At 65.3% G+C, this 11,612-nt stretch carries 11 protein-coding genes; 6 read left to right on the top strand and 5 right to left on the bottom strand.

Translation table 11 applies throughout. The features are described from left to right. Positions 1 to 140: 140 nt before the first annotated feature. Positions 141 to 497 (bottom strand): dihydroneopterin aldolase, encoded by a 357-nt coding sequence (folB, locus tag NMB96_RS08470; RefSeq protein ID WP_023905432.1) that lies wholly within the window; start codon positions 495 to 497, stop codon positions 141 to 143. A gap of 79 nt (positions 498 to 576) precedes the next feature. Continuing rightward, positions 577 to 1,641, bottom strand: a complete 1,065-nt coding sequence (gene tsaD, locus NMB96_RS08465) for a tRNA (adenosine(37)-N6)-threonylcarbamoyltransferase complex transferase subunit TsaD (RefSeq protein WP_255086655.1) — start codon at positions 1,639 to 1,641, stop codon at positions 577 to 579. A gap of 280 nt (positions 1,642 to 1,921) precedes the next feature. Between tsaD and rpsU the strand changes: the two genes are divergently transcribed. The 6 genes from rpsU (at position 1,922) to NMB96_RS08435 (ending at position 8,749) form a co-directional block, all read left to right on the top strand. Then, positions 1,922 to 2,137: a 30S ribosomal protein S21 gene (gene rpsU / locus NMB96_RS08460; RefSeq protein WP_002808376.1), complete on the top strand. Its 216-nt coding sequence runs from the start codon at positions 1,922 to 1,924 to the stop codon at positions 2,135 to 2,137. A 136-nt stretch (positions 2,138 to 2,273) separates the two neighbouring features. Continuing rightward, a complete protein-coding gene (locus NMB96_RS08455) occupies positions 2,274 to 2,720 on the top strand; it encodes a GatB/YqeY domain-containing protein (protein ID WP_255086654.1) in 447 nt (148 codons plus the stop codon). 240 nt (positions 2,721 to 2,960) lie between these two features. After that, the gene (locus NMB96_RS08450) at positions 2,961 to 3,908 is read left to right on the top strand and encodes a YihY/virulence factor BrkB family protein (protein WP_074056523.1); all 948 of its coding nucleotides are present in this window, start codon (positions 2,961 to 2,963) and stop codon (positions 3,906 to 3,908) included. A 130-nt stretch (positions 3,909 to 4,038) separates the two neighbouring features. After that, the gene (gene dnaG / locus NMB96_RS08445) at positions 4,039 to 5,787 is read left to right on the top strand and encodes a DNA primase (protein WP_255086653.1); all 1,749 of its coding nucleotides are present in this window, start codon (positions 4,039 to 4,041) and stop codon (positions 5,785 to 5,787) included. A 112-nt stretch (positions 5,788 to 5,899) separates the two neighbouring features. Further along, the gene (locus NMB96_RS08440) at positions 5,900 to 6,901 is read left to right on the top strand and encodes a bile acid:sodium symporter family protein (RefSeq protein ID WP_023905439.1); all 1,002 of its coding nucleotides are present in this window, start codon (positions 5,900 to 5,902) and stop codon (positions 6,899 to 6,901) included. Between the two features lie 267 nt (positions 6,902 to 7,168). Beyond that, positions 7,169 to 8,749: a thioredoxin family protein gene (locus NMB96_RS08435; protein ID WP_043889509.1), complete on the top strand. Its 1,581-nt coding sequence runs from the start codon at positions 7,169 to 7,171 to the stop codon at positions 8,747 to 8,749. A 209-nt stretch (positions 8,750 to 8,958) separates the two neighbouring features. On the opposite strand, the gene cyoE is transcribed toward NMB96_RS08435, so the two are convergent. From cyoE to NMB96_RS08420, 3 genes are read right to left on the bottom strand one after another with little or no spacing between them, the layout of a single operon-like run. Continuing rightward, on the bottom strand, positions 8,959 to 9,855 hold the full coding sequence (gene cyoE, locus NMB96_RS08430) for a heme o synthase (protein ID WP_023905442.1): 897 nt from the start codon (positions 9,853 to 9,855) through the stop codon (positions 8,959 to 8,961). 2 nt (positions 9,856 to 9,857) lie between these two features. After that, positions 9,858 to 11,021, bottom strand: coding sequence for a COX15/CtaA family protein (locus NMB96_RS08425; protein WP_023905443.1), 1,164 nt, complete (start codon positions 11,019 to 11,021; stop codon positions 9,858 to 9,860). Positions 11,022 to 11,031: 10 nt separating this feature from the next. Beyond that, entirely contained in the window at positions 11,032 to 11,607 is a 576-nt protein-coding gene (locus tag NMB96_RS08420) for a hypothetical protein (RefSeq protein WP_255086652.1), read from the bottom strand. Positions 11,608 to 11,612: the final 5 nt, after the last annotated feature.

Genomic DNA, 11,612 nt, shown 5'->3' with positions numbered 1-11,612 from the left:
GATTTGTAGAGTCCGGTTGAACTGAGCTTTGCCGCTCTGGATCCGCGGCGTCGCCGCGAATCCTTGATCAGGCGGCACTTGGATCTTCCGGGGCTCGGCCATGGATCGAAAATCGCCGACCGCCGCAGCCGTCGGTGCCTTCAGCGGGCCCGCTCACGCTCGATGATCACACCCACCGCCTGCGCCCCGCGCACCGCCCCCGGCTTGCTCAGTTTCAACCGCAGCCAGTGCACCCCAAACTCGTCCAGCACGATCACCGCGCAGCGCTCGGCCAGCGTTTCCACCAGCCCGAAGTCAGAGGCCTGCACGAACTCGATCAGCCGCTTGCTCACCGCCTTGTAGTTCAGCGTGTCGGCAATGTCGTCGCTGGCCGCCGGAATGCGGTTGTCGAACCCCATCTCCAGATCGAACCGCAACGTCTGGCGGATGCGCCGCTCCCAGTCGTAGATGCCGATCAGCGCATCGATTTCCAGGCCTTCGATAAAAACTTTGTCCATGGGGAGCCGTGATTGGGGATTGGGGATTGGGGATTGGGGATTGGAAAGAGCGGAACACATCAAGCGAAGGAACGGGCTTTTACGAATCCCCAATCCCAACTCCCGAATCCCGCGCCGCCACGAGTGGCGGCAGCCCAGCCATATCCCAGCGCGGCGTCACATGCACCGCCGCATCGGCGCGCTCGCCGGCCTCCAGCCGCAGCGCACCGGCGAAGGCGATCATCGCGCCGTTATCGGTGCACAGGGCCGGGCGTGGGAAGCACACGCGGCCGCCGCGCCGCTGCGCCGCCTCCTGCAGCCGCGCGCGCAGGCGCTTGTTGGCGCCCACGCCACCGGCCACCACCAGCGTGTTGCAATCGGCCGCGTCCAGCGCGCGCAGGCACTTGATCGCCAGCGTCTCCACCACCGCATCCTCGAACCCGCGTGCGATGTCCGCGCGCGTGGTGTCGGACTGGTCGCTGCCGCGCCAGGCCAGCAGCACCTGGGTCTTGAGCCCGCTGAAACTGAAATCCAGGCCGGGCCGGTCGGTCATCGGTCGCGAGAATTTATAGCGTCCCGGTGTGCCGGTTTCGGCCAGGGCAGCGAGCTGCGGGCCGCCCGGATACGGCAGACCCATCATCTTGGCGGTCTTGTCGAAGGCCTCGCCGGCCGCATCGTCCAGCGTTTCGCCGAGCACTTCATAACACCCCAGCGCCTTGACCGACACCAGTTGGGTGTGGCCGCCAGAGACCAGCAGCGCCACGAACGGCGGCTGCGGCGGGTCGTCTTCCATCAACGGCGCCAGCAGATGACCTTCCATGTGATGCACACCGATCGCCGGCACATCCAGCGCCCAGGCCAGCGAGCGCGCCACACCGGCACCTACAAGGAGTGCGCCCACCAGGCCCGGGCCTGCGGTATAGGCCACCCCATCGAGTTCGTCGATGCGCAAGCCGGCCTCGTCCAGGGTCTGGCGGATCAGCGGCAGCAACTTGCGCACGTGGTCGCGGCTGGCCAGTTCCGGCACCACCCCGCCGTATTCGGCATGCAGCGCAATCTGGCTGTAGACCGCATGCGCGCGTAGCGCCGGCACGCCGGACAGCGCGGTGTCGTAGACCGCCACACCGGTCTCATCACAGGATGATTCGATCCCAAGAACTTTCACGGCAACTCGGCAGACAGGCACATGCGGCCTATTTTCGCAGCTTTTGCGCTGCGCAGATCGGCCAGGGGCGATATGCTGCGCCGCCGTGCGATCATTGCTGGATCAGGCCCAAACCCACGCGTTTCTAGGCCTGCAGAAGCAAATCTTGCTGGGGGCTTGCAGGTCGTTGGCAAGTCGTTATAATGCGCGGCTCGCCGGGGCAACCCGGAAATTCCGTCACGCGAGTCCGCTCGCACCCGCCCGGGGCTCCCGGACGGAAATCCCATTATCTGGAGAACCCATGCCCAGCGTTAAAGTCCGCGAGAACGAGCCCTTCGAATTTGCGCTCCGCCGTTTCAAGCGCACCTGCGAAAAGGCCGGCGTGCTGGCCGAAACCCGCAAGCGCGAGTTCTATGAAAAGCCGACCCAGGAGCGTAAGCGCAAGGCTGCCGCTGCTGTGAAGCGTCAGTTGCGTCGTTCCTCGCGCGACGTCACCAAGCGCCAGCGCTTGTACTGATCGAACGCGGTTCCCTGCCGGTGGGCATGCGCTGTAGGCGCGGCTCATCGGGATCGAACCCAAGAGCCGGCACGCGCAAGCGTCGCCGGCTTTTTGTATTGGTCTTTTTTTAACACGCAACCTTAGGAGTCACCGCATGCCCCTCAAGCAGCAGCTCACCGATGACATGAAAGCCGCCATGAAATCCGGCGACAAGCACAGCCTGGGCGTGATCCGGCTGATCAATGCCGCGATCAAGCAGAAGGAAGTGGACGAGCGCATCGAGATGGACGATGCGGCCGTGATCGCCGTGCTCGACAAGATGGTCAAGCAACGCAAGGACTCGGTCACCCAGTTCGAAGCCGCCGCGCGCGAAGACCTGGCGCAGATCGAGCGCGAGGAGATCGTGGTGATCGAGCGCTATTTGCCGGCCAAGATGGGCGAAGCCGAGATCGTCGCCGCCATCCAGGCTGCGATTACAGAAACCGGTGCCAGCAGCCCGGCCGACATCGGCAAGCTGATGGGCGCGCTCAAGCCCAAGCTGGCCGGTCAGGCCGACATGGGCCTGGTCTCGGCCCTGGTCAAGAAGACTCTGGCAGGCTGAAGTCTGCCTTGCGCATTGCCCTGTGCTGGATTGCCAGGGCAGTACAGATCGCCGCGCAAGCCAAGGCTATCTCGGTGCCGCATCGTGCGCGCGACATCCAGCGCCCGCTTTCACCAGACCTTCGATTCGGCCCTGTTAGAACAAGTCCGCCAATGCAGGCGCGGGCGAAGCATTCCGCATACCGGTTTCGTCCTCTAACCCCTGCACGCATCACGGTATGCCCAAGGATTTCCCCCGCCGGTGACGAAGCTCTCAACCGAACACCTGCAGAAGCATCTGGGCCGCCTGCAACGCAGCCTGCCGATGGCACTGCTCAATCGCTTTCTTGAGATCGACGTGATGACGCAGGCCGCGTCGCTGTCGTTCTACGCCTTGCTGTCGCTGGCACCGCTGCTGGTGTTGCTGCTGTGGCTGACTGCATCGCTGTATCCGCCTGCGCAGGAAGCCTTGGTGCAGCAGATTGCGCAACTGGCCGGCGGTAGCGCAGCGGAAGTCGCCGACACGGTGATCCGCAATGCCACCGATCAACCCGGCGTGGGCTCGCTGGCCGGGCTGTGGAGCACGCTGTTGCTGTTCATCGGCGCCACTGCGGTGTTTGCGCAGTTGCAGAACGCATTGAACCTGATCTTTCGCACCGATAAGGAGCGTCTGGAAGGCGTCGTGGCATGGCTGAAGAAGCGCGTGTTCTCGTTCGGCGTGATCCTGGCGCTGGGCTTCTTGTTGATCGTGTCGATGATCGCCACCACCGCGCTGCAAGTGGTGTTCGCACGCCTGCCCTCGGTGCTGCCGGCGATCGGGTATGTCACCACCCTGGCGCTGTATTCGCTTGCCTTCGCCTTTCTGTATCGCTATCTGCCCGATCGCACCGTGAACTGGCGGCAGGCCTTTGTCGGCGGCGTCATCACCGCGTTGTTGTTTGCATTGGGGCGCTACGGCATCGGCCTGTACATCGCCAAGGCGGCACCCGGCAGCGCGTATGGCTCGATGGGCACCTTGGTGATCCTGCTGGTGTGGATGTACTACGCCTCGGTGGTGTTCTTCGTCGGCGCCTTGCTGACCGCCGTGATCGACGAGCGCGTGCGCTCGCACCGCAAGCTGCGCGAGGCCGGGGTGGATACGGACAACCTGCCGCCGGCGGTCGACGAACCGAGCGTCACGCCGCAGCCGGAAACGCCGGCACGCAGTTGATTGCGCCCGGCGCGGCCTGTGCCGTGTATGTGGCAAGGCTGCACACAGTCGCGCACTGAGGGCCTTCGCTCTCTAAGGGCCTTCGTTCGCTGAATCCGGCGAGCGCCAGCGGCTGGGATATCCTAGCGGGATGGCCCGCATCCCCGACGCATTCATCGACGAACTGCTTGCACGCACCGACATCGTCGAGGTGGTGGGCGGTCGCGTGCCGCTCAAGCGTCAGGGCAAGGAATATTCGGCGCGCTGCCCGTTCCATGACGAGCGCTCGGCCTCGTTCACGGTCTCGCCGACCAAGCAGTTCTATCACTGCTTCGGCTGCGGCGCGCACGGCACCGCAATTAGTTTTCTGATGAATTACGACCGCCTCGAATTTCTCGATGCGGTCGACGAGCTCGCCAAGCGCGCCGGCATGGAAATCCCGCGCGAGACCCAGCAACGCACCCCGCAGCAGCAGGACGACAGCCGCGAGTTGTATTCGGCACTGGAAGCGGCAACGCAGTTCTTCCAGCGTCAGCTCGAGGGCAGCGACCGCGCCCGCGACTATCTGGACGGGCGCGGCGTGGATGCCGACAACCGGGCGCGCTTCCAGATCGGCTACGCGCCCGATGGCTACAGCGCGTTGAAGGACACCCTGGGCACCGATGCGCGCCGCATGAGCGTGCTCGAACGCGCCGGCCTGTTTTCCAAGAACGATCGCGGCCACGTCTACGACAAGTTCCGCGACCGGGTGATGTTCCCGATCTTCGACCGCCGCGGCCGCGTGATCGCCTTCGGCGGACGCATCATGGGCGCGCCGGCCGATGGCCGCGACCCCGGCCCGAAGTACCTCAATTCGCCGGAAACCGCGCTGTTCCACAAGGGCCGCGAGCTGTACGGCCTGTGGCAGGTGCGCCAGGCCAATCAGAAGATCGAACGGCTGATCGTGGTGGAGGGCTACATGGACGTGGTCTCGCTGTTCCAGTTCGGCGTCACCCAGGCGGTGGCCACGCTGGGCACGGCGACCACACCCGAACATGCCGAACTGCTGTTTCGCAACGCACCGGATGTGTATTTCTGTTTCGACGGCGACAACGCCGGCCGCAAGGCCGGTTGGCGCGCGCTCGAATCGGTGCTGCCGCGCATGAAGGACGGCCGCCAGGCGTTCTTTCTGTTTCTGCCCGATGGCGAAGACCCGGACACCATCGTGCGCAAGGAAGGCGCGCAGGCCTTCGATCAACGTCTGAAACAGGCCACGCCGCTGTCGCAGTTCTTCTTCGACGAGATGTCGCGCGAGATCAACCTGCACACGCTCGATGGCAAGGCCCGGCTGGCCGAACGCGCCAAGCCGATGCTGGCGCAGATTCCCGAAGGTGCGTTCGGCGATCTGATGAGGCAGGAACTGTCGCGCCTGACCGGTGTGGGCGCCAGCACCTCCACGCAAACGTCCATGCCACAAGGGCGGCCGCCCGCACGCATGGGCGCGCCCACGCAAAAACGCAGCCTGGTGCGCGCGTCGATCGCCATCCTGCTGCAGCAACCGTCACTGGCAATGAGCCTGGAAGGCGATCACGATTTTTCCGGCCTGCGCCTGCCTGGCATCGACCTGTTGATGGAGCTGCTGGCGCTGGTGCGGCAACGCCCGGAAATCAGCACCGGCGCCCTGCTGGAACACTTCGCCGAACGCGAAGAACAGGCCGCGCTGCAGAAACTGGCCGCACAGGTCTTGCCCGGCGACGAACACAGTTGGGCGATGGAGTTGCATGACGTGGTGGCGCAACTGGACAAGCAATTGCTGCGTCAGCGCCTGGACGAACTACAGGACAAGCAGCGCGCGCAAGGACTGGACGACACCGACAAATACGAGCTGCGCGAGCTGTTCAAGGCGCTCGCTGCGTTGTAGGGCGGGTTGCCACTATCAAGGAAGGCCAGGTTGTTGTGCGCGCTGCCCAGGCCACCGTGCATCGTAGAATGACGCGCACCACGCGCCTGATCGCGCACTCTCCGGGACCCCGATGAAGAAGCTGCTGGCGCGGTTGCGCATTGATCCATTCACCCTCGCGCTGCTGTGCACGGTCACGCTCGCCTCGTTTCTGCCGGTCTACGGCACCGCTGCCGCGATCATGGACAATGTCACCGATGTGGCGATCGCCGCGTTGTTCTTCCTGCACGGCGCGCGGTTGTCGCGTGAGGCAGTCAAGGCCGGCGCGCTGCATTGGCGCCTGCATCTGGTGATCCTGACCTGCACCTTCGTGCTGTTTCCGCTGCTCGGGGTGTTGTCCAAACCGCTCGCGCATCTGGCGCTGACACCGGAGCTGTATGTCGGCCTGTTGTTTTTGTGCGCGCTGCCATCCACGGTGCAATCGTCGATCGCCTTCACCTCCATGGCGCGCGGCAACGTGCCGGCCGCCGTCTGTGCAGCCTCGCTTTCCAGCCTGTTGGGCGTGTTTCTGACGCCATTGTTGATGGGTCTGTTGGTCGGCAGCCAAGGCGCGATGGCGCACCCGGCCGAGGCGATCGGCAAGATCATGCTGCAGCTGCTGGTGCCATTCCTGGCCGGGCATTTCCTGCGTCCGTGGATCGGCGGCTGGGTCGAACGGCATCGCGCCGTGCTGCGTTACACCGACCAGGGCACCATCCTGCTGGTGGTCTATACCGCCTTCAGCGCGTCGGTGAACGAAGGGCTCTGGCAGAAGACGCCGTTGCCGGCCCTGCTCGCCGTACTCGGTGCGGCCGCGCTGTTGCTGGCCGTTGCGATGCTCTCGATCACCTTCATCGCGCGCCGCCTGCGCTTCAACCGCGCCGACGAGATCGCGATCGTCTTTTGCGGCTCCAAGAAGAGCCTGGCCACCGGCGTGCCGATGGCCAAGGTGATGTTCGCCGGCGGCGGCCTCGGTGCGATCGTGTTGCCGATCATGCTCTACCACCAACTGCAGCTGATCGTCTGCGCGTTCGTGGCCGCACGTTATGCACGTAGCGCACCGAGCGAGCCGCAAGCCGGTGCCGGTGGTCACTGAGCGCGACGATCACTGCACCGCGGTGGTCTGATCGCTTACACGCAGGCGCGACTCGCGCTGCGTGGCCTACAGATGCCTGCCTGCTGTCGGCGGGTTGCATCTGCCTCCCACGCCAAGCCACGACGCTCCACGTGATGGCACTTCGCATTGCAGCTCGGAGCGGGTTCTAAGCAGATGGACAAGCGTCATGAGCTGTCGCATGGTTGGCAAGGCACAGCTCGCTAGAGTGCTTGATCGTCCCCCTGCCGCCCCCAATCGGTGATTGCCATGACGCTGTCGTTCCGACGCCCTTCCCCGTCCTTGATCGTGCTGCTGGCGGTACTCGCCACCCTGACTGCCTGCGACAAGCCCGCGACGCCATCGGCACCCGCGCAGACCAAGGCAACGGCCACGCCTGCCCCAGCGTCCAGCATCGCCTGGCGCGAGGGCGATGTGGAAGACGCGTTTGTCGAGGCCAAGGAAAGCGGCAAGCCGATCCTGCTGTACTGGGGCGCGGCCTGGTGCCCGCCGTGCAATCGTCTGAAGGCCACCTTGTTCAAGGATCCGGCCTTCATCGCCCGCACCCAGCAATTCGTGGCGGTGCACCTGGATGGCGATTCCGAAGGCGCGCAGGCCTGGGGCGAGCGCTTCGGCATCAAGGGCTACCCGACCATCATCGTGCTGCGCCCGGATCGCAGCGAGATCACCCGCCTGGCCGGCGACGCCGACAACGCACGTCTGGCCGATGTGTTGCGCGTGGCAGCCAAGAGCACCAGCACCGCCAAGCAACTGCTCGACACCGCATTGCAGACCCCGCAGCAACTCAGCGCGGACGACTGGGCCGTGCTCGGCAATTACGCCTGGGGCACCGACGATCGGCTCGTCAAACCCGATGAGGCCGTCGATGTACTCACGCGCCTGTCCAAATCGGCCCCGCAGCCGGCCCTGCAACGCAGCTTCGCGCTGGCAGCGATTGCGGCGGCCAAGGAGCCTCCCGCCCCGACTCCGGCTGCTCGCACCCTGCTGGAATCGGTACTGGCCGATCCGGCAGAAGTACGCGCCAATCTCGGCACGCTGACCTACGTCCCCGCGCGTCTGGTCGACGCTGCCAGCAGCGATGCCAGCGAGCGCGCCACCTTGTCCAACGCGCTGAATCTGGCATTGGACAAGGTCTATGCCGACACCGCGCTGCCGATCGCCGACCGGCTGGGCACTGCCTACGCACAGATCCAGCTGGCACGCCTGGCGCAGGGCCAGCCCACCGAAACCGAAGCGAAAGGCCCGCAACCACCACTCCCCAAAACCGTGGTCGATACCGTGCAGCAACGCGTGCAATGGGCCACCGACACCGCCAAGACCGACGAAGAGCGCCAATCAACCATCAGCACCGCCGCGGCGCTACTGAGCGAAGTAGGCGATGGCAGTGGCGCCGAGCAGTTGCTGCTGGCCGAATTGGCACGCAGCAAGACACCGTACTACTACATGCCCGAACTGGCCGATCTGGCCGAACAACGCGGCGATAAAAAGACCGCGCTGTCCTGGCTCAAGAAAGCCTACGAGGGTGCACAAGGACCCGCCACCCGGGTGCAGTGGGGCGTGATGTATGTGGATGGCCTGATCCGGCTCAGCCCCGACGACACCGCCGGCATCGAAGCAGCTGCAACGCAGGTGATCGGCGAGCTGGCCGGGCAACCCGATGGCTATCGCCAACGCACCCGGCAGCGCTTCGCAACGCTGGGCGCTGCACTCAAGACCTGGGGCAAGCAGCATCACCAGCAAGGCAATGCGGTGCTGACACGACTTCAGCAAAAGATGCAGACCAGCTGCGGCAGCAAGAACACCAGCGAGTGCGCCAACTGGCTGAGCTGAGCCTGCGCAACCGTGCACGCAGTTGCGCGGCGACTTGGCGCGGCTGACAGAGCGTAGTGCGCGGTTGGCGGTTGGCCAATGAATGTTGAACGTGCTCGGGACCTGCGTGTACGACTGGTACATGCCGCGTCCGAGCACTGGCCGCACCCATCGGCGGCCGCACAGCAGCTTTGTCAGCCGCTCCTGGCGTCAGCTGCCTGTCGCTGCCGCTAGCGGACCCACGGCAGCACCAAGTGATCCACCATCAGGAACGCGAACAGCGCCATCAGATACACGATGGAATACCCGAACATCTTCATCGAGAACAATTCGTCCGGCGGGTCGAGCATGCGCCAGGCGTACCAGAGAAACACCACGTTGAGCACCAGCGCGCCGCCGAGATAGAACACCCCGCTCATGCTCACCGCCACGGGCAGCAGGGTCACGATCGCCAGCAGCACCGTGTAGACCAGGATCTGCCTGCGCGTATGCGGCACGCCGTGGGTCACCGGCAACATCGGGATCGCGGCCTTGGCGTAATCGGCGCGACGGAAGATTGCCAGCGCCCAGAAATGCGGCGGCGTCCAGATGAAAATGATCAGCACCAGCAGAGAGGCATTGATCCAGTCGGCGCTGGTCGGTAAACCCGTCACCGCCGCCCAGCCCAGCATCGGCGGCGTGGCACCGGCCAGCCCGCCGATCACGATGTTCTGCGAGGTCGCACGCTTCAGGTACACGGTGTAGATCACCGCATAACCGATCAGCGAAGCAAACGTCAGCACCGCCGTGATGACATTCACCCAGACCACCAGAATGGTCATGGAAATCACGATCAGCACGCTGGCGAACAGCAGCACCTGCCACGGCCGCACCTTGCCCACCACCAGCGGGCGCCAAGAGGTGCGCGCCATCTGTGCATCGATCTTGGCATCGAGCAATTGATTGATCGCCGCCGCCGCCGACGCCGCCAGCCAGATGCCCAGAAAGCCCAACGCACCGGTGCGCACCTGCAGCCACGTCGGCACCTCGGGGATGGCCAGGAACATGCCCACCAATGCGGTGAACACGATCAGTGCCACCACCTTGGGTTTGGTCAGATCCCAGTAATCGCGTGCGCTGACAGCCATGTTCACTCCGGCGCGCGCAGCCGCGCCAGCAGCGAGACCAGCACGAACAACAATGCCACCGCCCCGCCGTTGTGCAGCACCGACACTTCCAGCGGCAACGCCAGCTTGACGTTGAGCATGCCCAGCGTCACTTGCACCGCCACCAGCACCGCCAGCGCACCGGCCCACACGCGCATGCCCGGCGAGCGCGACAGGCGCCAGGCCAGCCACCACAGATACAGCGCTGTCGCAATTGCCCACAACCGGTGCGCCATCTGGATCGCGATACGCGCCGCGCCATCGAGCACACCGCCTTCGTAATCCACGCCGATCCCGCGCCAGAGTGTGAAGCCTTCGCGGAAGTCGTGTGGCGGCCACCATTGGCTCACGCAACGCGGGAAATTGTCGGCCGACCAGCTACCGCCGCCGCAGGCCAGCGCCGCGTAGTTGGCACTGACCCAACCGCCCAGCGCGATCTGCAGGCCCAGCACCGCCACGCCCAGGCGCAGCAGCCACTTCAGCCGCGAGGCGTCGGCCAGCGTGATCGGCAGATGCGTCGCGCGCCAGGCCATCCACACCAGCAGCGAGAACATCAGCATGCCGCCCAGCAGATGGCCCATCACCACGATCGGCTTGAGCAGCAGCGTCACTGTCCACATCCCCAGCAGCGCCTGGAAGATCACCACCGCCAACGTCAGCACCGCCGCGCGGGCCAGATCGATATTGCTCCAGCGCAGCGCGGCCAGCAGCAGGATGGCTTCGCCCGCGATTGCCACCCCGGACGCCAACGTGTGCCAGCCGGACATGTACAGCGGGATCGACAACGCCACCAGCACCGCCGCAGTCACCACCTGGGCGATGCCCATGCGTCTGCGGCGCACCGCCAGCAACGACAGCACCAGCACTTCCACCCCGAGCGCGCCGGCCAGGAAGCGGTGCACCTGCTCGCGCCAGGCCTTGTGCGACTCCAGCGGGCGGATCTTGCTGGCAACATGCGTATTGGCTTCGTCGCTGGTCTGCGGCCAGGTGACGCGGCCATAGCAGGTCGGCCAGTCCGGGCAGCTCATACCGGCATCGGACAGACGCACGAACGACCCGAACAGGATCGTGCTCGCAGTGAACAACGCCGCCAGCCAGGCCATGCGATGGAAGTGGCGGAACAATGCCGGTGGCGCAAACAGATTCATCGAAACGGGCTCACATCAGTTTCAGCAGCTTGACCAGATCGGCGCGCAGGCCGGCCGGGTCGAACCCTGGGGCATACCGCAGGATCACGAAGCCGTTGGGGTCGATCACATACACCGGCACGCCGGCCGCATCGGTAGCGCGTGGTAACGCCTGCCGCAGCCGCGCGTCGTCGCGCAGCACACGCAGGGCCGGCATCGGCGGCAGACCGGCTGGCGGGGCGCCGATCCACAACACCTCCACCTTGTCGGCGCGATGGCCGAGCAGCTGCCACACCTTGTCCAGTTCGGCCGCCAAGGTCACGCACTGCTGCGTGCAACTGGCGGGCGGTGCGAGCGCGATGCGCCACACGCGTTCGGCAGGGGTCCATGCATACGGCTGCCCGTCCGCGCGCAGCGGCACCACCGCGCGCAGGTCGGCGGGCGGCTTCAGCAGTTCGCCGTGATTGCGCATCGATGCCGGCTGCCATCCGGAGAAGCGCAGCACGCCGGCCAGCAACATCGAGCCGAAGAACAGCACCGCCAGGGCAATCAGCATCCTGCGGCCGCGTTTGACCGAATGCGGCGTGGCCGATGTGGATGAGGTCATGCCGG

The organism is Xanthomonas hortorum, from assembly GCF_024339125.1.
Taxonomy (GTDB): Bacteria; Pseudomonadota; Gammaproteobacteria; order Xanthomonadales; family Xanthomonadaceae; genus Xanthomonas; species Xanthomonas hortorum.
Note: the sequence above shows the minus strand (reverse complement) of the source record. Positions and strands in the feature narration are given on the sequence as shown.

Excerpts from the sequence above, each read along its gene's own strand:
- NMB96_RS08420 (WP_255086652.1), bottom strand. The coding sequence starts at position 11,607 with ATGACCTCATCCACATCGGCCACGCCGCATTCGGTCAAACGCGGCCGC.
- NMB96_RS08455 (WP_255086654.1), top strand. The coding sequence starts at position 2,274 with ATGCCCCTCAAGCAGCAGCTCACCGATGACATGAAAGCCGCCATGAAA.
- NMB96_RS08425 (WP_023905443.1), bottom strand. The coding sequence starts at position 11,021 with ATGAATCTGTTTGCGCCACCGGCATTGTTCCGCCACTTCCATCGCATG.
- NMB96_RS08435 (WP_043889509.1), top strand. The coding sequence starts at position 7,169 with ATGACGCTGTCGTTCCGACGCCCTTCCCCGTCCTTGATCGTGCTGCTG.
- cyoE (WP_023905442.1), bottom strand. The coding sequence starts at position 9,855 with ATGGCTGTCAGCGCACGCGATTACTGGGATCTGACCAAACCCAAGGTG.
- rpsU (WP_002808376.1), top strand. The coding sequence starts at position 1,922 with ATGCCCAGCGTTAAAGTCCGCGAGAACGAGCCCTTCGAATTTGCGCTC.
- dnaG (WP_255086653.1), top strand. The coding sequence starts at position 4,039 with ATGGCCCGCATCCCCGACGCATTCATCGACGAACTGCTTGCACGCACC.
- NMB96_RS08440 (WP_023905439.1), top strand. The coding sequence starts at position 5,900 with ATGAAGAAGCTGCTGGCGCGGTTGCGCATTGATCCATTCACCCTCGCG.
- folB (WP_023905432.1), bottom strand. The coding sequence starts at position 497 with ATGGACAAAGTTTTTATCGAAGGCCTGGAAATCGATGCGCTGATCGGC.